The sequence below is a fragment of the Leucobacter albus genome (assembly GCF_039528015.1).
Taxonomy (GTDB): domain Bacteria; phylum Actinomycetota; class Actinomycetes; order Actinomycetales; family Microbacteriaceae; genus Leucobacter; species Leucobacter albus.
In genome coordinates this window covers 156,171-182,567 of the sequence record NZ_BAAAKZ010000002.1, presented here as the reverse complement: position 1 = coordinate 182,567, position 26,397 = coordinate 156,171, and the positions used below count along the sequence as shown (strand labels likewise).

Sequence of the window (26,397 nt, the reverse complement as noted above, 5' to 3'; positions counted from 1 at the left end):
CGCGGCGCGCGGCGCCCGGTGCTCGGGTGGCGAGGGCTGCCGCCGGGCGGCGGGCGCGATTGCGGCGAACAGTGCAGGGAGGCACCATGGCGGTACTGCCACAATACTTCGCTCGACTGTCGGGGGCCGGCGAGTTCTCGCCGCTCGACGACATGCGCTCCGCCTGGGCGTCAGACCGGGTTCCAGGCCCCGCGGTCGCGGGCCTGCTCGCGCTCGGGGCCGTCGACGCGGCGCGGGAGCTCGCGCCGGGCGCCTCGCTCATTCGCGTGACGACCGAGCTGCACTCGGTCGTGCGCGTCGCGCCGGTCACGCTCGCGCACAGCGTGCTCAAGGCGGGCCGGCGCCTGACGCTGCTGCTGGTGACGCTGCGGCAGGCCGGGCACGAGGTCGCCAGGGCGCACGCCGCCTTCGCCGCGCCGCAGCCAGCGCCCGGGAACGACCTCTGGCTGCCTGACCTCACGGTTTCGCCCCCTCCGCCAGGCAGCGAGAGCGACGCGCTCGGGCGGCAGTACTACAGCGCGCTATCTGGGTGGGTATCGCGGGGAGCCGAGGTTGCGGCGGTGTCGCAAAAGGGGGTGTGGATCGAGGGCGTCGAGCTCGTCGCAGGCGAGCGCACCCCGCCCGAGGCGCTCGCCGGCCTGCTCGCCGACGCGGTGAACCCGGCCGGGAGCTGGGGGAGCGGCGGCATTCACCACATCAACGTCGACGCCACGCTGCACCTCTCGCGGCGGCCCGAGTCGGGAGGTGTTGGGTTGCTCGCCGAGCGGGTCGTCGAGGGCGCTGGCGTGCTGGCGACGAGCGCCGTGGTCTTCGATCGCGCCGGGGCCCTCGGGGTGGCGACGGCCACCTCGATCGCCCAGCGCTCCGCGGTCGATCCGGCCCGCTGGGCCCCCGGGTAGTGGCGCGCCCCGGTTGCGGGCCCCGCGCCGCGGCGGTGGGGCGGGCTGCGGCTGCGGGGTGGGGGCAGCGACGGCTGCCGCGCATGCCCTTGTCTCGCGTTTGAATATATTGTATATTTAATATTCACACCGGGGTTAGGTGCCGAGAGGAATCGTCGATGAAGATTGTGGTGCTCGTCAAAGAGGTGCCAGACACCTATGGGGAGCGCACGCTCTCGCTCGAGACAGGCCTCGCCGAGCGTGCGGCCGGCGAGGCGGTGCTCGATGAGATCTGCGAGCGGGCGCTCGAAGTGGCGCTGAGCCAGGCCAGTGCCGAACCGGCCGAGGTTGTCGTGCTCGCCGCCGGGCCAGAGGGCGCCACCGCGAGCATTCGCAAGGCGCTCGCGATGGGGGCGGATCGGGCGATCCACATCGTCGACGACGGCCTCCGCGGCGCCGACATCGGCCTGACCGCTGAGGCGCTCGCCGCAGCGCTGCGCGAGGAGGCGCCAGATCTCGTGCTCGCCGGCAACCAGTCGACCGACGGCGCCTCTGGCATGCTCCCGGCGATGCTTGCCGAACTGCTTGGGCTGCCGCTGCTCGGCGGGCTGGGTGCGGTCGAGGTGACTGCCGAGCGCGCGAAGGGCACCCGCGCGGCTGATGGGCTCACCGAGGAGGTTACGGCCACGCTGCCGGCCGTGATCACCGTCACCGAGCAGCTGCCCGAGGCCCGCTTCCCGAATTTCAAGGGCATCATGGCGGCGAAGAAGAAGCCACTTCGGGTGCGCTCGCTCGCCGAGCTCGGGGTCGACGGCGACCCGAGTCTTGCGCCCCGAACGATCATGCTCGATATCTCAGAGCGCCCCGCGCGAGACGCCGGCGTGCGGGTCGTCGACGACGGCACCGCCGTCGCGCAGCTCATCGAATTTCTCACCGCGAACCGGCTCGTCTAGCGCCGCGGCTGATTGAGAGGACACTCACATGAACTCCGCCCCAGGCGCCCCCGGCGCCATTGATGCGACCGGTGCCGCTGTTGCTCCCGGTGCGCTCGATAGCCCTGGTGAACGGGGCCTCTCGGCCCCCGTTCTCGTGCTGCTCGAACTCGGAGCAGACGGCGGGCTCGCTCAGGCGGCCGCTGCGCTGCTCGGGGTCGCAGCCGAGCTCGGCTCGCCCGTCGCGCTGATTGTTGACGGCGCGGAGGCACACGCCGCCGCTGCCGCCGAGCTTGGCGCCGCGCTCGTGCTGCGCGCGGGGGAGGCCTCCGTCGCTGATCGGGCTCCCGTCGCCGACCTGGTTCCCGAAGATGACACGGCGGCTGGTACCGACCCTGTCGCGGCGCTGAGCGCGGCGGCGGCTGGTCTGCGGCCTGCAGCCGTGCTCGTCTCGCACTCCGCGCGAGGGCGGGAGCTTGCCGCGCGCTATGCGGCGCGGTCGAAGTCTGCCGTGCTCGCCGACGCGGTGGCGGTCTCGCGCGACGAAGAGGGCATCGTCACACAGCACGCGGCCTACGGCGGCGCCTACACGGTCACGGCGGCGGCGACCTGGGGCGCACCGGTTATCACGCTCCGGCAGGGGGCCGGCGACGCGCGCGCCGCGGCCCGGCCTCTCAGGGCCGAGACCGTCGAGCTGTCTGGCGAGGCGCCGCTGGGCGTTACCGTGCTATCTGCGACGCCGGAGGTCGTGACGACGAGCCGGCCCGAGCTACGAGGCGCGAAGCGCGTTGTCGCGGGCGGGCGCGGGCTTGGCGCGGCCGAGGGCTTCGCGCTCACCGAGCAGCTCGCCGATGCGCTCGGGGCGGCCGTCGGTGCTTCCCGCGCAGCGGTCGACGCCGGCTGGGTGCCGCAGGGGGCGCAGGTGGGCCAGACCGGGGTATCGGTGTCGCCCGACCTGTACGTCGCGCTGGGCATCTCTGGGGCCGTGCAGCACCGTGCAGGTATGCAAACCGCGAAGACAATCGTCGCGGTGAACACAGACGCCGAGGCCCCGATCTTCGAGATCGCCGACTTCGGCATCGTCGGCGACGTGCACTCGGTGGTGCCCGAACTCGTCTCCGCGCTCGAAGCCCTGAGGTCGTGACATGGTGACGGTGCGGCGCGGGCTCCCGCGCACCCCGGGTGGCGAACCGTGGCCGCTCGCCGAGGCCGGTCGCCTCGCCGCGCCCGGCCCTGCGGCGCCGGGCACCGCAGCGCCCGCCCTCGCGGTGCCTGGCCTCGCCGCCGCGGCCGTTGCGCCTGTTGCGGTCGCTGTCGAGCTCCCGGTGCCCGCGGCGCAGCCCGCGCATCGGGTGAGGCGCGGGCTGCCGCGCGTTCCCGGCGGTCAGCCCTGGCCGGATACGACGGGGGCCCCTGCAGCGCCCGCACCCACAGCAGCGCTGGCACAAGCGCCCGTGGCGCCGCCAGCTCCCGCACAAGCGCCCGCAGCGGCGCCAGCGCTCGCGCAAGTCTCAGCACAAGCGCCCGCGTCGCCCGCACAAGCGCCCGTGCCCCCAGCGCCGCGAGCGCGAACGCCGCTCCGGCGAGGCGCCGCGCGGCTGGGGCTGTGGGCCGCCGGGGCCGTCGTCGCGGCCGGCATCGTCGTGCTCGCTGCGCGCGGCGTGACGACGCTCCCAGGCGTGCCCGAGTTTCTCGCGCGCTACCCGGGGGAGTACGAGCCAGCAGTGCAACCAGCCCCCGGCTTCCCCGCGTGGGCGCGCTGGAGCCACTTCCTGAACTTCTTCTTCATGGTGCTCATCGTGCGCACGGGGCTGCTCGTGCGGCACCAGCAGAAGCCGCCGGCGTTCTTCGCGTCGAAGCGCGGCGGCACAAAGGTGAGCATTTACCTCTGGCTGCACACGAGCATCGACCTGCTCTGGCTCGCCAACGGCGTGGCGTTCGTTGTGCTGTTGTTCGTGTCTGGCCACTGGGCGCGCATCGTGCCGACGAGCTGGGAGGTTGTGCCGCACGCGGCCTCTGCGATGCTGCAGTATCTGACCCTCGAGTGGCCGGCAGAGAATGGGTGGGTGAACTACAACGCGCTGCAGCAGCTCATGTACTTCGCTGTCGTGTTCATGGCCGCCCCGCTCGCCGCGGTGACCGGTCTGCGCATGAGCAGCTGGTGGCCAGAGAACACCGAGCGTGCCGAGCGGCTGAACCGCGTGTTCCCGGCGCCCCTCGCGCGCGCGGTGCACTACCCGGTGATGCTGTTCTTCGTGCTGTTCGTCGTGGTGCACGTGTTCCTGGTATTCGCGACGGGTGCGCTTGCGAACCTGAATCACATGTTCGCGGGCACCGACAGGGTGAGCTGGGTGGGCTTCGCCTGGTTTGCCGCTGGGCTGCTCGTGACGGCGGCGGTGACGTGGGCGGCAAGGCCGCTCGTGCTTGCCCCGATCGCGGCGCTGTTCGGCCGCGTCAGCGAACGCTAGACCAGTGAGGCGCATCCCGCTGAGGCGCACCGACTCTAGATGCGTGGCACACACGGTGCGACGCGCACACCGACGAAAGGAACGCCCATGGCGACACCCGATGTGGCGGCAGCCGCAATCTCCTACCTCTTTGTTCCGGCATCGAAGCCTGAGCGCTACGAGAAGGCACTCGCGAGCGAGGCCGACGCGGTGATCATCGACCTGGAAGACGCGGTCGCGCTCGCCGACAAAGACTCGGCGCTCGAGGCGCTGCTCGCGGCGTTCGGCGCAGGGCTCAGCAGGCCTGCCCTCGTGCGCATCAACGCCGCAGATTCGCCGTGGTTCGAGCGCGACCTTGCCGCCCTATCCGCGCTCCCGCCCACCGCGGCGGCGTCGCTCGCGGGCATCGTGGTGCCGAAGGCGGAGCGAACGGCAGACCTCGAGCGCGCCGTCGCGACGCTGCGAGCCGCCGGGGCGGGCCTCGAGGTTGTCGCGCTCATCGAGAGCGCGCCCGGTGTCGCCGCGGCGCGCGAGCTCGCGGCGACACCGGGGCTCACCCGGTTCGCGGTCGGCGCGGCCGATCTGTCGTTCGATCTCGACTGCGAGATCGGTTCGGCCACTGTCGACTGGGTGTACGCGCAGCTCGTCGTTGAGTCGCGGCTCGCGGGGCTCGCGGCCCCCGTCGCCTCGCCGCCGTTCGAGATCCGCGACCTCGGGCTGGTTGAGCGCGAGGCTGCGCGGCTGCGGGGTCTCGGCGCAACCGCGCAGCTGAGCATTCACCCGGCGCAGCTCCCCGCGATCCACACCGGCTTTCTGCCGAGCGCCGAGGCGATCGCGTGGGCCCGCAGGGTCGAGGCTGCGGCCTCTTCTGGCGACGGGGCGGCGCAGGTCGACGGGCAGATGATCGACAAGCCGGTGCACGAGCGCGCCGGGCGGATCCTGGCCCAGGCCCGCCCCTAACTTCGGGCCGGCGGGAGCCTCGGATCCGCCCGGCTGCGCCATCAGGAAACCTAGCCACCACGCAACTGCGGGGCCACGGTTACACACCGTGGCCCCGCAGTTGCGCGCCGCTACTCGGCCGGAGCGAACTCGGCGCGAATGCGCTCGCTGTCTGCCCCGAGCGCCGGCACATCGCCGAGCGCGTCGCCGAACGAAACCGGCGGCAGCGCAACGCGCGCCTCGCCGCTCGGGGTGCGAATCGTGCGCCACCGATCGCGCGCCGCGAGCTGCGGGTGCGCCGAATACTCCGCCATGGTGCGCATCTGCGCGTTCGCGATGCCGACCTCGTCGAGCAGCTCCTGGAGCTCGGCGACCGAGCGGCCCCGCAGCCGGTCGCCGATCGTTGCATCGAGCGCCTCGCGGTTTGCGACCCTCAGCGAATTCGACGCGAACTCCGGCACAGCGGCGAACTCGGGCTGACCCAGCACCCGGTCGCAGAACAGCGCCCACTCGCGCTCGTTCTGCAGCCCGAGAAACAGCGTGCCGTCGGCGGCTGGGAAGGGCCCGTAGGGCGCGATGCTCGCGTGGGCGGCGCCCGAGCGCTTCGGCGAGGCACCCGAGTACTCGGCGTAGAGATAGGTCTGCTGCATCCACTCGCCGAGCGCCTCGAGCATGCTCACATCGATGCGGGTGCCCTCGCCGGTGCGCCCGCGCTGAATGAGCGCGGCGAGCACGCCGGAGTACGCGTACATGCCAGCAGAGATATCGGCGACCGAGACCCCGACCTTCGCGGGGTGCTCCGGCGTGCCGGTGAGCGAGAGCAGCCCGGCCTCGCACTGAATGATGAGGTCGTACGCCTTCTTCCTCGCGTACGGGCCGCCGGGGCCGAAGCCCGAGATCGACACCGTGATGAGGCGCGGGTTGAGCTCTCTGAGGGCCTCGGCCGTGAAACCGAGCCGGTCGACGGCGCCGGGGGCGAGGTTCTCGACGAACACGTCGGCGCTTGCGAGCATCGACCGCAGCAGGCGCTGGTCTGCCGGGTTCTTGAGATCCATCACCACCGACTCCTTGCCGCGGTTGAGCCACACGAAGTAGCTCGCCTCGCCGTTCACGGTGGTGTCGTAGTTGCGAGCGAAGTCGCCCGAATCGCGCTCGATCTTGATGACGCGCGCGCCGAGGTCGGCGAGCTGGCGCGTCGCGAACGGCGCCGCGACGGCCTGCTCGATCGACACGACGGTGATGCCAGACAGTGGCAGCGTGGCCATGAGCGTAGCCTCGCCCGGCCTACAGGCCGCCGCGCGCGACGAGCTGCGACGCGATGACGTTTCGCTGAATCTCGTTCGTGCCCTCGCCGACGATCATCAGCGGGGCGTCGCGGAAGTAGCGCTCGACATCGAACTCGGTCGAGTAGCCGTAGCCGCCGTGAATGCGCACGGCGTCGAGCGCGATCTCCATCGCGATCTCCGACGCGAACAGCTTCGCCATGCCGGCCTCCATGTCGGCGCGGGCGCCGCTGTCGTACTTCTCGGCGGCGAGCCTGGTGAGCTGGCGCGCGGCGGTGAGCTTGGTCGCCATGTTCGCGAGGTAGTGGCCGATCGCCTGGTGCTTCCAGATCGGCTTGCCGAAGGTCTCGCGCTGCTGCGCGTACTCGAGCGAATCTTCGAGGGCGGCCGACGCGACGCCGAGCGCGCGGGCCGCGACGTTGATGCGGCCGGTCTCGAGCCCGCGCATCATCTGCGCGAAGCCCTTGCCCGGCTCGCCGCCGAGCACTTGCGCCGCGGGGGTGCGGTACCCGGTGAACACGAGCTCGCAGGTCTCGACGCCCTTGTAGCCGAGCTTGGGCATGTCTTTGGAAACCTCGAAGCCGGGCCCCGGCTCGACGAGCACGATCGAGATGCCGCGGTGCCGTGGCTCTGCCGCCGGGTCGGTCTTGCACATCAGGGCGATGAGGCCAGAGCGCCTGGCGTTCGTGATCCACATCTTCGCGCCGTTGATGACGAGGTCGTCGCCGTCGCGCACTGCCGTCGTCGTCATTGCCTGCAGGTCGGAGCCGCCGCCGGGCTCGGTGAGGGCCATCGTTGCGCGCAGCTCGCCCGTTGCCATGCGGGGGAGGTAGCGCTGCTTCTGCTCCTCTGTGCCGAACTCAGCAATGAGCTTCGCGACGACGGTGTGGCCGCCCATCGCGCCGGTGAGCGTCATCCAGCCGCGGGCGAGCTCTTCGGCGACCTGCGCGTAGCAGGGCATCGAGACGGGCAGCCCGCCGTACTCCTCTGGCACGGCGAGGCCGTAGATGCCGAGCTCCTTCATCTGCTCGATCCAGCGCTCGGGGTACTCGCCCGAGTGCTCGACGTCGCGCACCGTCGGCTTCACCTCGCGATCGATGAATGCCCGTACGGTGTCGACGAGAAAGCTCTCTTCTTCGTTGAGGTGCGTCATTGCGTGTCCTTCACATCGGGTGCCAAACGGCCCTGGTGGGTGTACATGATTTTATATAGAATATAATTAGGCCGCGGGGTGAAGTCAATCCCTGGGAGCGGCGATGGGTGTTCGGCGGGAGCTGTTCGGCGATTGCAGCTCAGCGAAGGCCGTTCGTGGCTAGCCGCTCAGCGGGAGCTGTTCGGCGATTGCCGCTCAGCGATGGCCGCTCGGAGCTAGCCGCTCAATAGAATTGAGCTCAGGCCAGGGAGACCGGGTGTGAGCCCGCGCGGGTGCTTGCTCGTGCGGGTGCTTGCTCGCGCGGGGCGCGCCACCAGTTAGAGGAGAACCACATGCAACGACGCCAACTCAGCGATGAGGTCGCCGCCCACCTGCGGCAGTCCATCATGGCGGGCGAGCTCGCGCCGGGCACATCCGTGCGCGCCGAGGCGGTTGGGGAGGCGCTCGACGTGTCGGCGACGCCCGTGCGCGAGGCGCTGCACGCCCTGCGCGCCGAGGGGTTTCTCGACCTCGTGCCGCGCAAGGGGTTCACCGTGCGGGCGCTCACCGCGACCGATATTCGCGACATCTTCGAGGCGCACGCGCTCGTCGCGGGCGAGCTCACCGCCCGCGCGGCCCGCGCAATCACCGACGAGGCCGCTGCCGAACTGTCGGCGACGCACGAGGCGCTCATGGCCGCCGCTGCCGCTGGTGACACGGCTGAGCTCGATCGCCTGAACGACGAGTTTCACCGCCGCGTCTACGCCGCCGCGGGCTCCGAGCGGCTGCGCTGGGCGCTCGGAAACTTCGTGAAGTACGTGCCGAGCGCGTTCTACGCGCAGATCGACGGCTGGCCAGAGGCCACCGCGGCAGACCACGCGGCCGTGCACGACGCCGTGATCGCGCACGATGCAGCGGCCGCCCGCCAGGCGATGTCGGCCCACATTCGTAACGCCGGCGAAAAGCTCGCCGGGTACTTCGAGGGGCGCACACACTCGTAGCGGGTGCTCGCGGTGCGGGCTCGTGGTGTGGGTTTGCGGCGGGTGCCTGTGGCGGGGTTCTGTGGCGGGATGCCGTGGCGGGATGCTGTGGCGGGTGCCGATAACTAAGGGGGAAATGCATGACCGGGTTGACGCTATTGCAGGGTATTCGGGTGATCTCACTCGAGCAGTTCATCGCCGGCCCCTACTGCACCTCGCTGCTCGCCGACGCCGGCGCCACGGTGACGAAGATCGAGCGCCCGGGCGCCGGCGACCCCAGGCGCGGCTACGACCCACGCGTCGGCTCGGGCGAGGAGGCCATCAGCGGCGGCTTTGCCTCGTATAACCGCGGCAAGCGCTCGGTCACGCTGCCGCTTGACACCCCTGGCGGGGTCGCCGAGCTTGAACGATTGCTCGAGAGCGCCGATGTGCTCGTGTGTAACCTGCGCCCCGGCGCGCTCGCGCGCATGGGGCTCGCCCCCGCCTCGCTGCGCGAGCGCTTCCCGCGGCTCGTGATCTGCGAGATCACCGGGTTCGGGGCCACCGGCGGTGAGGCCGCCGACTGGCCGGCGTTCGACTCCGTTATTCAGGGCATGTCGGGGCTCGCGAGCCTTATCGGTGAGGCAGACGGGCCCCCGACGCTCGCGCCGATGGGCACAACCGACATGCTCACCGCGGTCTACTCGGCGGTCGGGGTGCTCATGGCGCTCGTGCAGCGCGCCCGCACGGGCGAGGGGAGCCTCGTCGACGCCGCGATGTTCGACATCACCGCCGCGTTTCTCGAGCGCCCGCTGACGCTGCACGAGTTCACGGGCGAGGTGCCGAGCCGCGGCATCGATCGATTTAGCCCCGTCGGGGTGTTTCGCGCGGGCGACGGTGGCTGGCTGTCGATCGTGATTCCCACCGATGACATGTGGGCACGCTGCGCTCGGGCGCTCGGGCAGCCCGAGCTCACCGAACACCCCGAGCTCAACACCGTGCTCAAGCGCGCCGAGGCCATGCACGACCGCGTCGTGCCACTGTTCGAAAAGTGGGCAGCGGAGCTCACCCGCGACGAGGCCGCCGCAGCGCTGCGGGCTGCCGGGCAGCCCGTCGGGGTCGTGCAGAACGTCGACGAGGTGCGTGCTCACCCGCAGCTCGCGCACCGAGAGCTGTTCGTGCCGATGGCTGATTCGATCGCCGTCGACGCGGCCGGGGAGCCCCTAAGGCTGCCACGACTGCCGCTGCTGTTCGACGGCGAGCGCGCGCACCCGGGCCCCGTGCCCAAGCTCGGTGAACACACGGACCGCGCCTAGGCTGGCGGCCCCGGGCGGCCCCGGGCGGCCCCGGGCGGCCCCAGGCGGCCCGGCGGCCCCCGGCGGCCCGGCGGCCCCCGGCGGCCCCAGCGCGTGAACCCCGCAGTTGCCTCCGAGACCACCCCCTTGTTGCCGGAGGTTTAGGTGGGGTTTCGGAGGGAGCGTAGGGGTTGACGGGCCGGGGCCCGCCGCGGTGCCCGCCCGCGGCTGCTCGCGGAGCCAGCCCGCGCCGGCCTGCCCCGCGGCGGCCAGCCCGCGCAAGCCCGAGCTTGCGCACCCACCCACGATGGGGTACCGTATACCGTATCCCATAAAGGAGTGGTGAATGAGCGAAACAGCAGACCGTGAGCCCCGCATTGTCGTGGTTGGAGCCGGCCCAAGCGGCTGCTTCGTAGCGGGCGCCCTCAGGCGCGCCCTGCCGGCCGCGCAGCTGCTCGTCGTCGACAGGCTGCCGTGCCCCTTCGGCCTCGTGCGCTACGGAGTGGCGGCAGACCACCAGAGCACGAAGAACATCACGAGGCAGTTCGATCGCATCTTCACCAAGGAGCGGGTCGACTTCGCGGGCAACGTGCGCGTGACCGCATCGCCCGAGCCGGGAGCGGTGTCGCTCGACGAGCTCGCGGAGCGCGCCGACGCGATCGTGCTCGCGACCGGGCTCGCGGCAGACCGCCCGCTCGGCATTCCCGGTGACACCCTCGACGGCGTCTTCGGCTCCGGCGCGATCACCCGAGCGCTCAACACCCACCCAGACGCCGACACGGCTGGCATGCTTGACAGGCTCGGCGACCACGTCGCGATCGTTGGCATGGGCAACGTGGCTATCGACCTGGTGCGGTTTCTCGCGAAGACGCCGGCAGATTTCGCGGGCAGCGACGTGAACGATGCCGCGCTTGCCGCCTATCAGGCAGCGCCGGCGACTAAGATCACCGTGCTGTCGCGCTCCGCCATCGCGCACGCCAAGTGCGACGCGCAGATGGTGCGCGAGCTCGGGCAGATCGCCGGGCTGCGTGTCGAGATCGAGGGGGCTGGGTCGGTCGACGCCGAGGCGCTTGACGACAGGGTGCAGCGCTCGCGGGTCGAGGCGCTGCGTGCGCTCGCCGAGCAGGCGCAGGATCCGCGGCCACGGGTCACGCTGCGACTCGTCTTCGGTGCGACCCCCGTGCGCGTGCTCGGGGAGGAGCGCGTGGCGGGGCTGCGGGTGCAGCGCGCAGGCGCTCCCGCGACCGAGCCCACTACGACCGACATCGCCGCGACGAGCGTGCTGTCGGCCATCGGTTTCGCAGCAGACGAGCACAGCCCGCTCGCAGACGCGTCAGACGTCGGCGGCCGCGTGCGGCCCGGCCTCTACCGCGTCGGCTGGTGCCGGCGCGGCCCGAACGGCACGATCCCTGACAACCGGGCTGATGCCGTCGCGGTCGCCGCCGAGGTCGTCGCCGACCTCGAACGCGGGCAGCTCGGCCGCGGCCCGCTTGACCCTGCGATGCCGCTGCTCCCCGCAGCGATCGCGGCCGATGCGGTGAGCTACAGCGACTGGCTGCAGATCGATCAACACGAGTGCGCCACCGCCGCTGAGAGCCGCTCCCGCACCAAGCTTCCCACCAGAGCGCAGATGCTCGACGTCGCCCGTGCTGGCACGTCGGGCGCGTAGCGCGACCCACCCACCACCGTCACCCCGAAACGAGACAACAATGAAGTTCACCGTGCTCTACGGCACCGAATCCGGCAACTCCGAGTTCATCGCCCAAGATCTCGTCGACCACCTCGCAGGCGAGGGCTTCGACGCCGAGCTTGGCGACCTCCAGTCCACCGACCCTTCCTCGATCGATGCGGCAACGGGCCCGTACCTCATCGTGTGCTCGACGCACGGTGAGGGTGAGCTGCCGCACACCGCGATCCCGTTCCTCGCAGCGCTCGAGGAGCAGGCGCCCGACCTCAGCGGCGTGCGCTACGCGATGTTTGGTCTCGGCGACACGTTCTACGCCGAGACCTACAGCCAGGGCAGCGAGATCATCGACCGCAAGCTCACCGAGCTCGGCGCCCAGCGCGTCGGCGACTACGGCCGCCACGACGCCTCATCGATCGACGACGGCACCGAGCTTGCGCTCGCCTGGGTGCCCGGCGTGATCGCCGAGCTGCAGGCTCAGCCCGCCTAGCGGCGGCCCCGAACACTCACGAAGCGGCGACGGCGCCGCACCCTCGAAAGGACTCATCATGACTGTCGGACACGACAACGACCACCTGCTCACCTCGCTCGCCTTCGAGGACTCGGTGCCGCACGCATTCTTCAAGGAGCTGCGCGACAACGACCCGGCGCACTGGACGGAGCCCGGAGACGGCAGCAGTGGCTACTGGACGTTCACCCGTTACGAAGACGTCGTCGAGCTCAGCCGCGAGACCGGCACGTTCTCGTCGGAGAAGGGTGGCACGACGCTCGAAGACATTCCCGCAGAAGATCTGCAGGGCAGGCGCACGATGATCGACACCGACCCGCCGCTGCACACCGGCTACCGCAAGATTCTCGCCCCGAGCTTCAACCCCGGCATCGTGCGGCGCAACTGGGACGAGAAGGTCGACAAGATCGTCGTCGAAACGCTCGACGAGGCGCTCAAGGAAGACACGTTCGACTACGTCTCGAAGATCTCTTCCGAGATTCCGGTGCGCGTGCTCGCCGCGCTGCTCGACGTGCCAGAGGGCGAGGAGTACTACATCATGGAGCTCGGCGACGAGATGATCGCGAGCTCAGACCCAGACCACGCCCCGCGCACGGCTCTCACCCCCGACGTGCTCAAGGAGAACAGCAAGTACCAGTTCTCGAGCCCCGCCGGCCGCGAGCTCTGGGAATACGGCGACAAGCTGCGCATCGGGCGTGAGAAAGATCTCGGCCACGACATCTTCTCGCTGCTCATCACGAGCGAGGTCGACGGGCGCAAGCTCACCCCGCACGAGCTCGCGAACTTCTTCTCGCTGCTCGTGATCGCCGGCAACGAGACGACCCGCATGGCGTTCTCGCACGCGACGAAGGCGTTCTGCGACTTCCCCGAGCAGTACCAGAAGCTGCGCGAGAACCCAGCGCTCATCGACAGCGCGGTCGAGGAGATTCTGCGCTGGGCGACCCCGATCCACCACTTCCGTCGCACCGTGACGCGCGACGTCGAGATGCACGGCAAGCAGCTGCGCGAGGGCGACAAGGTCGCGATGTGGTACGCCTCGGCGAACTTCGACGAGCGCGTGTTCGAGAACCCGCACACCTTCGACATTGAGCGCAAGCCGAACTTCCACCTCGCGTTCGGCGGCGGCGGCGCGCACCGCTGCCTCGGCAACTCACTCGCGAGGCTCGAGCTGAAGGTGCTGCTGCAGCACCTCATCGAGCGTGTCGAGCGCATCGAGCTCGCGGGCGAGGTGCACCGCCTGCGCTCGAACCTCACACACGGCGTGAAGTCGCTGCCCGTTCGCGTGCACCGCGTCGCAGCCTAAGACGCACGACCGCGAAAGGATCACGCACATGACGCAACACACCGACCAAAACCGCGGGCACTGCCGCCCGCTTCGCGGCGACACCCTCGCATTCATCGACCGAGTGCAGGGCCTGCGCATCGGCGGCGCCTGGGGCGCGCAGGCGAGCGACGGCGGCACGTTCGCCTCCGTCGACCCGGCGACGGCGCGCGAGCTCGGCGAGATCGCCGCGGCCACTCCCGCAGACGTCGACCTCGCGGTCGCCGCGGCCGCGCGCGCCCTCGACGCCCCCGAGTGGCGAGACATTAGCCCGGCGACTCGGGCGCAGTACCTGTTCGACCTCGCCGACGCCGTTGAGCGCAACCTCGAGACGCTCGCCGAGCTCGAGTCGCTCGACATGGGCAAACCGATCGCGCAGGCGCGCGACGACATGGGCGGCGTCGCCCTCGTGTTCCGCTACTACGGGGGGTGGCCGACGAAGCTCGAGGGCGACATCAACCCGGTGCGGCAGCCGTTCATGGGGCTCACGCTGCGCCAGCCCATCGGGGTCTGCGCGGCGATCACGCCGTGGAACTTTCCGCTGGTGATGGCCTCGCACAAGATCGGCCCGGCGCTCGCCGCGGGCAACACGGTCGTGCTCAAGCCCGCCGAGCTGTCGAGCTATTCGACGCTGTTTCTCGCCGATCTCGCGCGCGAGGTTGGGCTCCCAGACGGGGTGCTGAACGTTGTCACGGGCGCCGGCAGCGTGGTGGGCGAGGCGCTCACCACGCACCCCGAGGTGCGCAAGGTGTCGTTCACCGGCTCCTCCCCGGTCGGGCAGCACATTCTCGCGGTCGCGAGCCCGCTCATGAAGAAGGTGAGCGTCGAGCTCGGAGGCAAGACCGCGAATATCGTCTTCCCGGATGCGGATTTGCAGAAGGCTGCCGCCGGCTCCGCCGAGGCGGTGTGGGAGAACGCCGGCCAGGTGTGTGTCGCGCCGACGCGGTTGTTCGTGCACGAGAGCATCGCCGATGAGATGGTGCGGCTGCTTGCTGAGGAAACCGCGAAGCTGCGCCTCGGCGATCCGCTCGACGAAGCCACAACGATCGGCCCCCTCGTCTCGGCGAAGCAGTTCGCCACGGTGAGCGGTTACGTCGACGCGGCGCGCGCCGAGGGCGGCACGATCGCCGTCGGCGGCGAGGCCCCGGCGGGGGAGGGGTTCTTCCTCGAGCCGACAATCGTCACGGGCGTGACGAACGATATGCGGGTGGCGCGCGAGGAGATCTTCGGCCCGGTGCTCTCGGTGATTACGTTCACCGACGAGGAGGAGGCGCTGCGCCTCGCAAACACCTCTGACTACGATCTGTCGGCTGCGCTGTGGACGCGCGATATCGCCCGCGTGCACCGGCTCACACAGCGGCTGCGCGGCGGCCTCGTCTGGGTGAACACCGTCGGCAAGCTCGACCCCGGCATCAGTTTCGGCGGGCAGCACCAGTCTGGCAACAGTCGCGAGCTCGGGCGCGAGAGCGTGCTCGAGTACACGAAGAGTAAGTCGGTGTTTATCGACCCGCGCTAGCGGGCACCAGCGGCGGGCCGCCGGCCCGCCGCCACCCCAGGGTGCCCGCACCGCTGCGGCGCACCCACCACGAAAGGACACACGCATGAACACACCCCCCACCGTCGTCATCACGGGCGGCTCCTCTGGCATCGGCGACAAGACCGTCGAGCGCTTTCTCGCCGACGGCGCGACGGTCATCGTCGCCGACCGCAACCCGTCGCCCCGCGACGTGCAGACGATCATCGTCGACCTCACCGACCCCGCGTCGATCGCTGCGGCGGCCGATGAGTTGCCGGCGCACATCGACGTGCTCGTGAACGCGGCCGGCGTCTCTGGCAAGAACGGCGTGGAGGCCGCGCTCGCGGTGAACTTCCTCGGCATGCGCGATTTCACCGAGCGCGCCGCGACCCGCATGACCGTCGAGTCGAACATCGTCTCGATCGCGTCGACGACCGGCTTCGAGTGGCGCAAGCGCATCGACGGGGTGACCGCGCTGATTCGCTCGGGCTCGCTCGCCGAGGCCGTCGAGAACGTGGCGCCCTACCTGCCCGAGGGTGAGGAGGCGTACGAGGCTTACAACCTGTCGAAGGCGACGGTGATCGTGTGGACGATGATCTCGTCGCGTCAGCTCGTGCCCGGCATGCGCATGAACACGGTGAGCCCCGGGCCGACCGAAACGCCGCTGCTGCAGGATTTCTATGACTCCATCGGCGAGGCGCAGCTCGACCCGCTGAAGGAGTTCGCCGGCCGCCACGGCACGCCCGAGGAGCTCGCCGCGGCGATCGCGTTCTTGGCATCGAGCGAAGCCTCGTGGATCTCAGGCGAAGACTTGGTTGTTGACGGTGGGGCCGAGGGCGGATTGCTGCGGCAGCAGCTGGCGGCCGCCGTGGGGGCATAACCTCTACACACGCGCATCACAGCACTCAACTATTGTAAATATAAAATATTTGGTATACGGTATCTCTTAAGGGGCGAGCGCTAGCGTTTGACCCCGCGAAAACCAATCAAGGAGGATTTGGTGACTGAGAGTCTGCTCCCGGAAGGCATCCACACCGTTGAGATGATCTTCGCCGACGTATTCGGCATTCTGCGCGGCAAGAAGGTACCCGCCGCCCAGTGGGCACGCGCCCAGCACGAGGGGTCGCACATTCCGGGCGCACCGCTCTACTGGGGAGTGCGGTGCGAGTGCCCAGACGAGTCGCCGGCCGGCGGCATGGACGAGGGCTACCCCGACATGGTCATCATGCCGGTGCCCGAGACCCTGCGCACCGTGCCCTGGCGGCCGGGCATTGCGCAGGTGTGGTGCGAGATCGAAGACGAGCACGGCAACCCCTCGCCGCTGTGCCCGCGCAACGCGCTGAAAGACGTGCTGCGCGAGTTCGAAGTCGACGGCATCGACGCGAAGATCGCGCTCGAGATGGAGTTCTACCTGCTCGACCGCGAGACGTTCCAGCCGCTCATGAGCAACATGAACACCTACGGCGTGTACGACAGCTCGCCGTATGACGCGGTGCTCACCGACATGATGAAGAACCTTGTCGACTACGGGCTGCCGGTCGAGGCGGGCATGCAGGAGTATGGCACGGGGCAGATGGAGATCACCCTGCGCTACGACTCGGCGCTGCGGGCGGCAGACGACGCCATTCTCATGCGCTCGGCGGTGAAGGAGCTCGCCGCCAAGCACGGTCTGGTCGCGACCTACATGGCGAAGCCGTTCGACAACGAGAGCGGCTCGGGGTTGCACGTGCACCAGTCGCTCTGGAAAGACGGCAAGAACCTGTTCGACGCTGCCGACGGGCCGTCGGAGTACGCGATGCACTACCTCGGTGGGCTGCAGAAGCGCATCGGCGAGTTCTCGCTACTCGGCTCCTGGAGCGTCAACGACTACAAGCGGCGGCAAGACTTCACGCTCAGCCCGACAACCGACTCCTGGGGTGGTGACAACCGCACGGTCGCGATCCGCATGATCGAGGCGCACGGCAGCTACCGCTTCGAGCAGCGCGACGCCTGCTCGACGAGCAACCTGTATCTCACGGTCGCGGGGCAGCTCGCCGCGGGAATTGACGGGGTGAGAAACGCGGTGGATCCCGCACCGCGGTGCGAACTCAACGCCTACACCGACCCGACCGCCAAGCGGCTGCCGCGCACAGTGCTGGAGGGCATCGCGGCGCTCGAGGGCTCGGATCTCGCGCGCAAGGTGTTCAAGCCGCTGCTCGTCGATACCTACGTCGACACCGTGCGGCGTGAGTATGACGCGATCATGCAACCCGTCTCTGAGATCGAGCGCGCGCGCTACATCGGCGCGGTGTAAACGGAACGCGAAAGCGCCGGTGGGGTCGATGCCCCACCGGCGCTTTCGCGTATCGCTCGCAGTGCCTCCCCGGGGTCACGGAGAAAAGCGAAAGGGTCGCTGCGACGTTAGATCTCGTGCAGCGTGCGGCCCGAGTGAATGTGGTCGAGCACGAGCGCGTGCGCGCGGTCGGCGTCGCCCGACTCGATCGCCTCGACGATGCCGCGGTGCTCGCGGTCGAACTCGCCGACGACGTCGTCGCTGTCGAGCATGCGCGCCCAGATATCGGAGGTGAGCACCCGGTTCCACAGCAGGTCGAACGACTCCTCGAGGTGGGTGTTGTCGATCGCCTCGATCGTCAGTCGGTGAAAGCCGCGGTTGGCGAGAAACACCTCCTCTGCGGTTGTCTGCGGCTGTGCGATGATGCGTTCGTAGCCCTCGCGAATGCGCTTGACGGCGTCGCCGCCGAGCTCCGTCGCGCGGCGCACGGCGAAGCCCTCGATCGCCTCGCGTGCCTCGTAGCGCTGGTTGAGCTCGTCGGTGCTCACGTCGCACACGACGTAGCCGCGCCCGCCGTGCGGTTCGATCACGCCCTCGCGTTCGAGCCGCTGCAGGGCCTCGCGCACGGGGGTTCTGCTGATGCCCAGCTGCTCGGCGAGCTCGTCCATGAGCAGCCGTGTCCCGGGCACGAGCTCCTTATTGAGAAACCCCTGGAACAGGTGACGGTAGGCTGCCTCGCCGAGCGTCTCCCGGGAAATAGAAATCTTTTGAATCGCCAAAGGCCGGTTACCTTCCGTAAGTGTGCCCTCAGGATAGCAAGCGCTGCCGGGTTGCGGCTGGCTGGGGTGAGGGCGTGACAGCACAGGGGTGCCGGGCGGCCGACTCATGCGACCGCCCGGCACCCCTGTGGGCTGCGTTTACCTGGTCGCCTGTGGCTCCTCCTCGGGCGCTGCGACGACCTCGATGCGGCCGGTGCCGATCGCCGACCACTCGTTTCGGCGCTTGCGCTTCATGCGCTCGGCAACCACGAATCCGATGACCCCCATGCCGAGGTAGAGCAGCGCGACGATGAAGGGGGCCGCGCCAACCTCGCCGCCGACGAGGTTGCCGAAGTTCGTCACGATGAGCACGACGCCGGCGCCGAGCACGAGCGTCGCAAGCAGCGGCGCGATCGTCGTCGTCCATAGCCCGTCTTCCGTGCTCTTGTGGCGTCGGAAGTACATCACGATCGCCCACGAGCACAGCGCCTGCAGCGAGACGAAGCCGACGGTTGACGCGGCGGCTCCCCAGGTGAAGATATCGAGGTAGGGGTCTGCCCCGAGCGCGAACAGCGCGAGCAGCAGCACGACGTTCACTGCGCCGACGGTCATGCTGCCGCGGTGCGGCGACTGCGCGACCTCGCGCACGTAGCCAAGGCTCTTCGGGAGCACCTTCTCGCGGCCGAGCGAGAAGAAGTAGCGCGAGATCGCGTTGTGGAACGAGAGCACCGCGGCGAAGGAGCCCGTGACCACGAGCACCTGAATCACCCAGACGACGCCCTGGCCGAGGTAGTCGCTCGCTGCGGTGACCACCATGTTGCCCGGGTCTTGGAGGGCAACCTGCATCGCCTCGGAGCGGCCGTAGGCGAGCACCATCACCCAGGTCATGAGCGCGTAGAAGAGCGAGGTGAAGATCACGGCGCCGATGGTGGCGCGCTTCACGGAGCGCTTCGGGTCTTTCGCCTCTTCGGAGTAGATCGCGGTCTGCTCGAAGCCGATGTACGAGGCGTACCCGAACGCGAGGCTCACGCCGAGCCCCGGCCCGAAGAGCCCAGCGGGGTTCCACGAATCGACGGTGACGCCCTCGGCGCCGCCCGTGAAGATCACGGCGACGGCGAGAATGAGCAGAATGGAGAGCTCGGCGATGAGCAGCAGCCCGAGCACCTTCGCGCCGACCTCGAGGTTGCTGCGGCCGAGCGCGACGCAGATGACGATCGCGGCGATGCACAGCAGGTACCACGGAATATCGACGCCGGTCGCCTCGAGAATGAGGTTGTTCGCGACGTAGCCGAAGAAGCCGAGGAGGGTAATAATCGAGCAGAAGTACGCCGCAAGCGCGACGAACGACGCGCCGGCGCCCCACGACGGGCCGAGCCCCTGGGCGATGTAGGCGTACATGGAGCCCGCGTTGCGGATCCGCCGACTCATTGCGACGTAACCCACCGCGAACAGCAGCAGCACGAGCCCGATGAGCACGTACACGAGTGGCGCCGACATGCCGACGCCGTGCCCGATGAGCAGCGGCGTGATGCCCATGACGCACGTGAGCGGGGCAGCGGCGGCGATCACGAAGAACGCGATCGCCGGCGCGCCGACGGCGCCGCTGCGCAACGACTGATCAGTCGTCGCTTCGGTTGTTGAGGAAGACACCATTGTCACCTTTCTTCACGGCCGCGCCGGGGTGGGGCGGCCATTCCCTATGGGGTATGTGCTCGGTGGGTGCGGCTGCGGCCTGATGCGTCGTTCGCCAGAAGTGGCGCCCTCCCCGTCGAGGTCGTGCCGCGCCGGTGCGATTCGCCGGATTTGGCGAGACAAAACACCGAGTACGGTATACGCTAACAGTCATGGTCGCTCAAATCAACGAAGAATTGGCTCCGGTCGTCTACGTCAACACCTGGCGCAAGACGATGGACATCACCCCGTACGGCATGTTCGACATCGATGCGTCGATGACCGACTACGTCACCCGCACCCAGAACGCGGGCGCAATTGTGCTGCAGGTTCCGCGCGATGTGCCCGACCGCGCGCCGCAGATTCTTGCGGGCGCAGACGCCCTCGTGATTATTGGAGGCGAAGACGTCGACCCGTCGTTCTACGGCCAGGAGCCCGCGGGCAGCAAGAGCACGAACGCCGAGGCAGACGCCTTCGACCTCGCGCTTATTCACGAGGCGAAGCGGCGAAACCTGCCCGTGTTCGCGATCTGCCGCGGCCACCAGCTGCTGAACGTCGCCTTCGGCGGCACGCTGCACCAAGATATCGCCCAGGAGCCCGTGAAACACACTCCCGGCCCCGCGCTGCCGGGTGAATCGCCCGTCGCCGAACACGACATCGAGATCGCGCCCGACAGCCGGTTCATCGGCGCCGTGCTCGGCGAGACCGCCCGCACGAACTCGATCCACCACCAGTCGGTCGACCGCTGCGCGCCGGGCTTTCGCGTCGTGGCGACCGCCCCAGACGGCATCGTCGAGGCAATTGAACCAGAGACAGGCGACTGGCTGGCACTCAGTGTGCAGTGGCACCCTGAAAAGATGGCCGAGCACCAGCGGCTGTTCGACTGGTTCGTCGCCCGGGTGCGCGAGAGGCCCCGCCGCTAGCCCGGAGGGCCCACCACCCCGGTAAACGAACGCAGCAACTGAACGCAGCGATTCACCCTAGTGATTCACGCAGCAATTCACCCCAGCATTTCAACGAAGAAGGAGCGGGAGCATGACCAACGCACTTTGGAGCGGGCAGGCGCACATGCCGTCGGTGCTCGGTAGGCAGATTACGATCGAGCGCGGCGAGGGGAGCACCCTCACCGGCAGCGACGGCGCGCGCTACTTCGACGCGACGTCGAGCCTGTGGTACGCCAATATTGGGCACGGCCGCGAGGAAATGGCCGAGGCAGCGGCCGCCCAGATTCGCAGGCTCGAGGCCTATCACGTGTTCGGCCGGTTCACGAACGACCGCGCGGTAGAGCTCACCGAGCGCCTCGCCGCGCTCTCGCCGATCACCGACCCGAAAATCATTCTCGGCAGCGGTGGATCGGACGCAGACGACGCGGCGCTCAAACTCGCCAGGCACTACTGGCAGGCGGTCGGGCGGCCCGAAAAGCGCGTGATCGTGAGCCGCGAGAACGCGTATCACGGCCTCCACGCCTACGGCACCGCGGTCGCGGGCCTCGACTTTAACCGTCAGGGCTTCGGCGAATCGCTCGTGCCCGACACCGCGCGCGTCTCACGCGACGACCCGGCAGAGCTCGAGCGTCAGCTGCTCGAGATCGGGCCAGAGCGCATCGCCGCGTTCATCACCGAACCGGTCATCGGCGCTGGCGGCGTCTTCCCGCCTGCACCCGGCTACTTCGAGGCCGTGCAGCGGCTCTGCGACGAGCACGACATTCTGCTCATCGTCGACGAGGTAATCACCGGGTTCGGCCGCACCGGCAGCATGTTCGCCACCGAGCGCTACGGCCTGCGCCCCGACATGGTCACCGTCGCGAAGGGCATCACGTCTGGGTACGCGCCGCTCGGCGGCATCTTCGTCGCTCCGCGCGTGTGGGAGCCCTACTACTCCCGCGGCGCAGACTCGGCAACGTTTCGCCACGGAGTGACCTACTCGGGGCACCCCACCGTGGCCGCACTCGCGCTCACGAACCTCGACATCATCGAGCGCGAGGGGCTCGTGAGCCGCGCGGGCGAGCTCGCCACCGTGCTCGAGCGCGAGCTCGCACCGCTCACAGACCACCCGCTCGTCACCGAGATTCGCTCGACCGGGCTCATGGTTGCCGTGCAGCTGGGCGAGGCAGCGAGCGCCGTCACCGTGTGCGACAGGCTGCTCGATCACGGCATGATCGTGCGCCCGCTCTCGGTGAACGCGCTGCAGATCAGCCCGCCGTTCATCTCCGAACCCCACGAACTCACCGCACTCGCCGCGAGCATCCGTACGGTGCTTGACGGTTCACTCTAGGAAGGATCACCCACATGGCATACGAAACCGCCGACCCGCAGCTGTACGCGCGCTCGCTCGAGGCGCTCGCCGCAGTGCCCACGAGCCCGCTCACCGGAATGGACGGCACGATTGCCGTCACCGACCCCGCGACCGGGGAGCAGATCGCCACGATCCCCAACCACACGGTAGCCACCGCGCTCGAGGCCGTGAGCCTCGCCGACGCGGCGGGCCGGGCGTGGGCGAAGACGACGCCGCGCCACCGCTCCGATGTGCTGCACAACGCCTACGCGCTGCTCATCGAGCGGCGCGACGACCTCGCGCTCGTAATGAGCCGCGAGATGGGCAAGACGATCACCGAGTCGTACGCCGAGGTGCAGTACGCGGCCGACTACGTGCGCTGGTTCGCCGAGGAGGCGCTGCGCGCGGGTGGCAGCTACCGCGAGGCCCCCGCCGGCGGTGCGACGATGCTCACCACCCGCGCGCCCGTCGGGCTGTCGGTGCTCATCACCCCGTGGAACTTTCCGATGGCGATGGCGACGCGCAAGATCGGCCCGGCGCTCGCCGCAGGCTGCGGCTGCGTCGTGAAGCCCGCGACGCTCACCCCGCTCACCACCTACCTCACCGTGCAGCTGTTCGAAGAGGCGGGCGTGCCCGAGGGGCTGATTCAGGTCATCACCACGAAGAGCGCCTCGGCGTTCAGCGAGGCGGTGCTCGCCGATGAGCGCGTGCGCAAGGTGTCGTTCACCGGGTCGACGCCGGTCGGCTCGACGCTCATGCAGCTTGCGGCGAAGAACATCATCAAGAGCTCGATGGAGCTCGGCGGCAACGCGCCGCTGCTCGTGTTCGACGACGCAGACCTCGACCGCGCGATCGAGGGCGCGATGCTCGCGAAGATGCGCAACGGCGGCCAGACCTGCGTCTCGGCGAACCGCATGTTCATTCAGCAGGGCATCGCCGACGACTTCATCGCGGGCTTCACCGAGCGCATGGCCGCGCTCGTGCAGGGCAACCCGCTCAACCGCGAGGTCGAGCTCGGCCCCGTGGTCGACGACCGCGCCGTGCAGCGGCTCGAGCACCTCGTCACCGACGCGGTCTCGCACGGCGCAGACCTGCGCACCGGCGGCAACGCTCTGCCGGGTGCTGGCACGTTCTTTGAGGCGACCGTGCTTGATAATGTGCCGGTTGCCGCCGAGATCACGACGACCGAGATCTTCGGGCCCGTGGCCTCGATTACCAGGTTCCAGACGCAGGAGGAGGCGATCGCAAAGGCGAACGACACCTGCTTCGGGCTCGCCGCGTTCGTCTTCAGCGAGAACATTGACCGCGCGCTCAACGTGTCTGAGGCGCTCGAGACGGGCATGGTCGGCATCAACCAGGGCCTGCTCTCGAATGTCGCCGCGCCGTTCGGCGGCGTGAAGCAGTCGGGCATCGGCCGCGAGGGCAGCTCTGAGGGGCTCGAGGAGTACCAAGAGATTCGCTACTTCAACCTCACGCGGCGCGAGACGTTCTAGCGGGCCGGGTGCGGTGGCCGGGCCGGGCCGCGCGCGGCTGCCGGGGCGCGGTGGCCGGGCGCGGCGGCTTGGGCTTGGCCCTAGGCCGCCCCGCCCGCCGCCCACTCGTCGGCGAGTAGCGCGTAGGTCACGCCGTCGATCCACCCGAGGTCGCGGTGCAGCGAATCGCGCACGGAGTACGACTCCCGCCGCATGCCGACCCGCTCCATGAGGCGCCACGACGGCTCGTTCGCGGCGAACGCGCCGGCCTCGACGCGGCGCAGGCCGAGCTCGGTGAAGCAGAGCTCGATCACGGCGCGCACGGCCTCGGTTGCGAGCCCGCGGCCGCCCACCTCCGGGTGAAACGTCCAGCCGAGCTCGGCGTTGACGCCCGTCGCCCGGTCGCGCACCTCGCGCTGCCCCCAGCCGTCACCCGTGCTCAGCATGATGTCGCCGACGATGCTGCCGTCGAGCTCCACCACCAGATAGTCGAGGTACTTCTCGGGGTACGTGTTCACCCAGTCTGCGTGGTCGACGGGGTGCCAGCCGAGCCACCTGCCGACATCGGGGAGCTGCCGGTGCCGCCAGAGTGCCTCGGCGTCGGCCAGCTCTGCCGGCCGCAGGCTCAGGCGCTCGGTTAGCAGCGGCCAGGTGAGCGATCGAAATGCTCGTGGAGAAGCGGGCGGGGAAGCGGGAGTGACTGACACGCTCCAAGCGTAGTTGAACGGGTCTGGGCAGCGGCCGTGTGAGAACGGGTGGGGCGGGGCGCTGCCTCGCTGAGCGGTGGTCGGCGGGTGGGTGCTGCCCTACAGCAGGTCGTAGGCCGCTGCGGCGTGGACGGCCTGCTCGCGATTTGCCACCCCGAGCCTGCTGTAGAGCTCGCGGGCGTGGCCCTTGAGCGTGTTCGGGCTGATGTGCATCTCGGCCGCGATCGCGACGAGCGTGCGGCCACTGACGAGCAGCGACAGAATGCGCCGGTGCTGTTGGGTGAGGGCCGGCAGGGTCTTGCCGATGAGGATCGGGCGGCTGAGCAGCCCCTGCAGCTCGGCCTCGCTCATGCCGGGAGGGAGCGAGGCGGGCGTGAGCGATTCGAGCCACGCGCGAAACTCGAGGGTCTCGAACCCGAGCACTGTGGTCCACTCGTTCGTGAGGCTCGCGAGCTCGGCCGTGCGGGCGAAGTGGACGAGCGCCGCCTTCGTGTCACCCGCCTGGGCGAGGGCCGAACCGCGAATCATGAGCGCAATGGCCGTTGTCCAGTGAGCCCGCTCGCGAATGAAATCAATGCTGAGAGGCCCCTGCGGCGAGGTCTCGACGAGTGCCGCGCGATAGTTCTGCGCGGCGAGCTGGTAGCGCAGCGCGTGCAGGCCAGAGAGCACGCGGTCGATGATGTGCGCGCCCGAGACCTCGCTGGTGTGCACCGAACGCAACTCGCGCCAGGCCTGGCCGAACTCGCCCTGCGACGCGAGATAGTGGCTGTAGATCAGGCGGGCCATTCCCATGAACTGCGGGTTGTAGTGCTGCCAGGCCTTCGTGCGCAGCACCAGCGCCCAAGCAAGCATGCCCTGCTCCACCCGCTTGGTCGTAAACACGCTGTACATCGTTGCGAAGTGGAGGTACGAACGATAAGGCGTCGAGAGCGACGAGTGCACCGCGCGCACCCGAAGCCCCTCGATTGCCTCGTCTGAGAGAGACACCTGCTTACCCGCGAGGAAGAACTCCGTGATGTCAGCAGGCGCGCGGGCCGGGCCAGACTCAGGCCCCGCGGCGATGAGTTCGCGCATGCGCTCGAGCGAGGCCGGGTGTCGATCGAGCTCGCGAAACAGCGCCAGCACGAGCGTGTAGAGGCCGGCGGCCTCAGCGAGCAGCTCAGGCGTCGCGTGCGCACTGCGGCCGATCGCCGCGCGCAGCTGCGGAATGTGCTCGAGCGGGTCGAATGTCAGCGCATCGGTGAGCGCGATGGCGAGCCTGGCATCGTCGACGCCGTCATCGGGCCCGTGGCTCGAGGCGAGCAGGCGCGCCGCTTCGAGCCGCAGGCGCTGGGCGTCGACATACGCATCTACCGAGAGCGCCAATAGCTGCCCGACCGTCGCAACGCGTAGCTTCTCCCCGGCCGAAAAACTGGGCGCGCCGCGTGTGAGCGCGACAAACCGCTCGTAATCCCAGCGCGGGTTGCGGTCTTCGCGAAACCGCTTCGCGAAGAGCCCCTCGATCTCTTCGATGGCCTGTTGCGCTGTGTATCGTTCGCCCTCGTCGTGCTGCGCCGAGCCGTTTTCGGTTTGAATCGGGTCGAACACCGTGGTGGCATCGGTGGCGCGCGCGTCGCGGAAGAGGGCGTAGAACCGCCGATCCAGATCCTCGATTTGCTGCTTCAGCCTGAGGAAGATATCGATTGCAGCCGGAATAGTGTTCGCCGCGAGAAGCTCCTCGGCCGGTGTCGTGCGCGAGGGAGCCGTGTCGGCGCGCAGCGCGAGCAGCTTGTCCATGACCTCGGAACCCTGCCCGGGGGCGAGCGCCTCGACAGCGTGCGCGAGGCGAACGACCCCGGCCTCGCGGAGCATCTCGAGCGTCGGGTACTCGCGCAAAACGTTGAGCAGGGGCGGAATGATCTGTGACCTCGCACCCTCGGGGCTCGGGTCTCGAAACGCAGCGACGTAGCGCTCGGAGAGCGCTGTGGTTTGCGCGTCGATGGCGCGAAACTGACGGTCTGCCGCGGCCTGGAGATCCGCGCGGGTGCGAATAATGCGTTGGAGCGATGGCAGCTGCCCCAACGGCAATGACGCTGCGGTGTGCGGTGACGAGAGCCACGCGGTCGCGACGCGGGTTGCGCTCCACTCCGGGCGCGGGGGAAGCAGGGCCAACGCCTCAGACGTCACACCGTCGAGCACCTCGGGAATCGCGAGCAGTGTGTAGTCGGCGATCACCACGAGACCCTTTGGGCGCGCGGCCAGGTAGTCTCCGGCCGTGACACCAGCTGAGTCGTCTGTGACCGCGTACTGCAACCCGGTAGCCGATCGCGCGACGGCAACCATGTGGCCCGTAGTCGGCAACTGCATCGC

Annotated in this window: 22 protein-coding genes; 16 read left to right on the top strand and 6 right to left on the bottom strand. The window is 69.3% G+C overall.

Annotation, left to right across the window (positions count from 1 at the left end; all coding sequences use genetic code 11):
• Positions 1 to 86: 86 nt before the first annotated feature.
• The 5 genes from ABD115_RS02385 to ABD115_RS02365 all read left to right on the top strand — a co-directional run bounded on the left by ABD115_RS02385 (position 87) and on the right by ABD115_RS02365 (position 5,217).
• Positions 87 to 899 (top strand): acyl-CoA thioesterase domain-containing protein, encoded by an 813-nt coding sequence (locus tag ABD115_RS02385; protein WP_343957835.1) that lies wholly within the window; start codon positions 87 to 89, stop codon positions 897 to 899.
• Positions 900 to 1,057: 158 nt separating this feature from the next.
• Complete coding sequence (locus tag ABD115_RS02380) at positions 1,058 to 1,831, top strand: electron transfer flavoprotein subunit beta/FixA family protein (protein WP_343957833.1); 774 nt, start codon at positions 1,058 to 1,060, stop codon at positions 1,829 to 1,831.
• A gap of 28 nt (positions 1,832 to 1,859) precedes the next feature.
• Positions 1,860 to 2,954 (top strand): electron transfer flavoprotein subunit alpha/FixB family protein, encoded by a 1,095-nt coding sequence (locus ABD115_RS02375; protein WP_343957831.1) that lies wholly within the window; start codon positions 1,860 to 1,862, stop codon positions 2,952 to 2,954.
• 1 nt (position 2,955) lies between these two features.
• Positions 2,956 to 4,278, top strand: a complete 1,323-nt coding sequence (locus tag ABD115_RS02370) for a cytochrome b/b6 domain-containing protein (RefSeq protein ID WP_343957829.1) — start codon at positions 2,956 to 2,958, stop codon at positions 4,276 to 4,278.
• Between the two features lie 87 nt (positions 4,279 to 4,365).
• Positions 4,366 to 5,217 (top strand): HpcH/HpaI aldolase/citrate lyase family protein, encoded by an 852-nt coding sequence (locus ABD115_RS02365; RefSeq protein WP_343957827.1) that lies wholly within the window; start codon positions 4,366 to 4,368, stop codon positions 5,215 to 5,217.
• A gap of 110 nt (positions 5,218 to 5,327) precedes the next feature.
• Here the strand turns inward: ABD115_RS02365 and ABD115_RS02360 are convergent, their stop codons facing one another.
• Positions 5,328 to 6,461: a CaiB/BaiF CoA transferase family protein gene (locus ABD115_RS02360; protein ID WP_343957825.1), complete on the bottom strand. Its 1,134-nt coding sequence runs from the start codon at positions 6,459 to 6,461 to the stop codon at positions 5,328 to 5,330.
• Positions 6,462 to 6,480: 19 nt separating this feature from the next.
• On the bottom strand, positions 6,481 to 7,632 hold the full coding sequence (locus ABD115_RS02355) for an acyl-CoA dehydrogenase family protein (RefSeq protein WP_343957823.1): 1,152 nt from the start codon (positions 7,630 to 7,632) through the stop codon (positions 6,481 to 6,483).
• A gap of 332 nt (positions 7,633 to 7,964) precedes the next feature.
• Between ABD115_RS02355 and ABD115_RS02350 the strand changes: the two genes are divergently transcribed.
• From ABD115_RS02350 to ABD115_RS02315, 8 genes are all read left to right on the top strand, one after another.
• Positions 7,965 to 8,612, top strand: coding sequence for a GntR family transcriptional regulator (locus ABD115_RS02350; RefSeq protein ID WP_343957821.1), 648 nt, complete (start codon positions 7,965 to 7,967; stop codon positions 8,610 to 8,612).
• 119 nt (positions 8,613 to 8,731) lie between these two features.
• Positions 8,732 to 9,886: a CaiB/BaiF CoA transferase family protein gene (locus tag ABD115_RS02345; protein WP_343957819.1), complete on the top strand. Its 1,155-nt coding sequence runs from the start codon at positions 8,732 to 8,734 to the stop codon at positions 9,884 to 9,886.
• 325 nt (positions 9,887 to 10,211) lie between these two features.
• The gene (locus ABD115_RS02340) at positions 10,212 to 11,534 is read left to right on the top strand and encodes an FAD-dependent oxidoreductase (protein ID WP_343957817.1); all 1,323 of its coding nucleotides are present in this window, start codon (positions 10,212 to 10,214) and stop codon (positions 11,532 to 11,534) included.
• A gap of 40 nt (positions 11,535 to 11,574) precedes the next feature.
• Positions 11,575 to 12,039 carry a flavodoxin domain-containing protein gene (locus ABD115_RS02335; RefSeq protein WP_343957815.1) on the top strand — a complete coding sequence of 155 codons (465 nt, stop codon included), beginning with the start codon at positions 11,575 to 11,577 and terminating at the stop codon, positions 12,037 to 12,039.
• A gap of 58 nt (positions 12,040 to 12,097) precedes the next feature.
• Positions 12,098 to 13,360, top strand: coding sequence for a cytochrome P450 (locus ABD115_RS02330; RefSeq protein ID WP_343957813.1), 1,263 nt, complete (start codon positions 12,098 to 12,100; stop codon positions 13,358 to 13,360).
• Between the two features lie 28 nt (positions 13,361 to 13,388).
• On the top strand, positions 13,389 to 14,894 hold the full coding sequence (locus ABD115_RS02325; RefSeq protein ID WP_343957811.1) for an aldehyde dehydrogenase family protein: 1,506 nt from the start codon (positions 13,389 to 13,391) through the stop codon (positions 14,892 to 14,894).
• A gap of 85 nt (positions 14,895 to 14,979) precedes the next feature.
• Positions 14,980 to 15,774, top strand: coding sequence for an SDR family oxidoreductase (locus tag ABD115_RS02320; RefSeq protein WP_343957809.1), 795 nt, complete (start codon positions 14,980 to 14,982; stop codon positions 15,772 to 15,774).
• Between the two features lie 120 nt (positions 15,775 to 15,894).
• Positions 15,895 to 17,187 (top strand): glutamine synthetase family protein, encoded by a 1,293-nt coding sequence (locus ABD115_RS02315; protein WP_343957807.1) that lies wholly within the window; start codon positions 15,895 to 15,897, stop codon positions 17,185 to 17,187.
• A 107-nt stretch (positions 17,188 to 17,294) separates the two neighbouring features.
• On the opposite strand, the gene ABD115_RS02310 is transcribed toward ABD115_RS02315, so the two are convergent.
• Positions 17,295 to 17,945, bottom strand: coding sequence for a GntR family transcriptional regulator (locus tag ABD115_RS02310; RefSeq protein ID WP_343957805.1), 651 nt, complete (start codon positions 17,943 to 17,945; stop codon positions 17,295 to 17,297).
• 138 nt (positions 17,946 to 18,083) lie between these two features.
• A complete protein-coding gene (locus ABD115_RS02305; protein WP_343957803.1) occupies positions 18,084 to 19,574 on the bottom strand; it encodes an APC family permease in 1,491 nt (496 codons plus the stop codon).
• A 194-nt stretch (positions 19,575 to 19,768) separates the two neighbouring features.
• Here ABD115_RS02305 and ABD115_RS02300 point away from each other — a divergent pair, with 194 nt between their 5' ends.
• From ABD115_RS02300 to ABD115_RS02290, 3 genes are all read left to right on the top strand, one after another.
• Positions 19,769 to 20,518, top strand: a complete 750-nt coding sequence (locus tag ABD115_RS02300; protein WP_343957801.1) for a gamma-glutamyl-gamma-aminobutyrate hydrolase family protein — start codon at positions 19,769 to 19,771, stop codon at positions 20,516 to 20,518.
• A gap of 112 nt (positions 20,519 to 20,630) precedes the next feature.
• Positions 20,631 to 21,869 (top strand): aminotransferase family protein, encoded by a 1,239-nt coding sequence (locus tag ABD115_RS02295; protein WP_343957799.1) that lies wholly within the window; start codon positions 20,631 to 20,633, stop codon positions 21,867 to 21,869.
• 14 nt (positions 21,870 to 21,883) lie between these two features.
• Entirely contained in the window at positions 21,884 to 23,362 is a 1,479-nt protein-coding gene (locus ABD115_RS02290) for an NAD-dependent succinate-semialdehyde dehydrogenase (RefSeq protein ID WP_343957797.1), read from the top strand.
• Positions 23,363 to 23,442: 80 nt separating this feature from the next.
• On the opposite strand, the gene ABD115_RS02285 is transcribed toward ABD115_RS02290, so the two are convergent.
• Positions 23,443 to 24,048 (bottom strand): GNAT family N-acetyltransferase, encoded by a 606-nt coding sequence (locus ABD115_RS02285; RefSeq protein ID WP_343957795.1) that lies wholly within the window; start codon positions 24,046 to 24,048, stop codon positions 23,443 to 23,445.
• Positions 24,049 to 24,147: 99 nt separating this feature from the next.
• Complete coding sequence (locus tag ABD115_RS02280) at positions 24,148 to 26,394, bottom strand: helix-turn-helix transcriptional regulator (protein WP_343957793.1); 2,247 nt, start codon at positions 26,392 to 26,394, stop codon at positions 24,148 to 24,150.
• Between the last annotated feature and the right edge of the window lie 3 nt (positions 26,395 to 26,397).

What these genes read in the sequence shown, in the direction of transcription:
- ABD115_RS02385 (WP_343957835.1), top strand. Translation starts at nt 87, where the DNA reads ATGGCGGTACTGCCACAATACTTCGCTCGACTGTCGGGGGCCGGCGAG.
- ABD115_RS02380 (WP_343957833.1), top strand. Translation starts at nt 1,058, where the DNA reads ATGAAGATTGTGGTGCTCGTCAAAGAGGTGCCAGACACCTATGGGGAG.
- ABD115_RS02375 (WP_343957831.1), top strand. Translation starts at nt 1,860, where the DNA reads ATGAACTCCGCCCCAGGCGCCCCCGGCGCCATTGATGCGACCGGTGCC.
- ABD115_RS02370 (WP_343957829.1), top strand. Translation starts at nt 2,956, where the DNA reads ATGGTGACGGTGCGGCGCGGGCTCCCGCGCACCCCGGGTGGCGAACCG.
- ABD115_RS02365 (WP_343957827.1), top strand. Translation starts at nt 4,366, where the DNA reads ATGGCGACACCCGATGTGGCGGCAGCCGCAATCTCCTACCTCTTTGTT.
- ABD115_RS02360 (WP_343957825.1), bottom strand. Translation starts at nt 6,461, where the DNA reads ATGGCCACGCTGCCACTGTCTGGCATCACCGTCGTGTCGATCGAGCAG.
- ABD115_RS02355 (WP_343957823.1), bottom strand. Translation starts at nt 7,632, where the DNA reads ATGACGCACCTCAACGAAGAAGAGAGCTTTCTCGTCGACACCGTACGG.
- ABD115_RS02350 (WP_343957821.1), top strand. Translation starts at nt 7,965, where the DNA reads ATGCAACGACGCCAACTCAGCGATGAGGTCGCCGCCCACCTGCGGCAG.
- ABD115_RS02345 (WP_343957819.1), top strand. Translation starts at nt 8,732, where the DNA reads ATGACCGGGTTGACGCTATTGCAGGGTATTCGGGTGATCTCACTCGAG.
- ABD115_RS02340 (WP_343957817.1), top strand. Translation starts at nt 10,212, where the DNA reads ATGAGCGAAACAGCAGACCGTGAGCCCCGCATTGTCGTGGTTGGAGCC.
- ABD115_RS02335 (WP_343957815.1), top strand. Translation starts at nt 11,575, where the DNA reads ATGAAGTTCACCGTGCTCTACGGCACCGAATCCGGCAACTCCGAGTTC.
- ABD115_RS02330 (WP_343957813.1), top strand. Translation starts at nt 12,098, where the DNA reads ATGACTGTCGGACACGACAACGACCACCTGCTCACCTCGCTCGCCTTC.
- ABD115_RS02325 (WP_343957811.1), top strand. Translation starts at nt 13,389, where the DNA reads ATGACGCAACACACCGACCAAAACCGCGGGCACTGCCGCCCGCTTCGC.
- ABD115_RS02320 (WP_343957809.1), top strand. Translation starts at nt 14,980, where the DNA reads ATGAACACACCCCCCACCGTCGTCATCACGGGCGGCTCCTCTGGCATC.
- ABD115_RS02300 (WP_343957801.1), top strand. Translation starts at nt 19,769, where the DNA reads ATGGTCGCTCAAATCAACGAAGAATTGGCTCCGGTCGTCTACGTCAAC.
- ABD115_RS02295 (WP_343957799.1), top strand. Translation starts at nt 20,631, where the DNA reads ATGACCAACGCACTTTGGAGCGGGCAGGCGCACATGCCGTCGGTGCTC.
- ABD115_RS02290 (WP_343957797.1), top strand. Translation starts at nt 21,884, where the DNA reads ATGGCATACGAAACCGCCGACCCGCAGCTGTACGCGCGCTCGCTCGAG.
- ABD115_RS02280 (WP_343957793.1), bottom strand. Translation starts at nt 26,394, where the DNA reads ATGCAGTTGCCGACTACGGGCCACATGGTTGCCGTCGCGCGATCGGCT.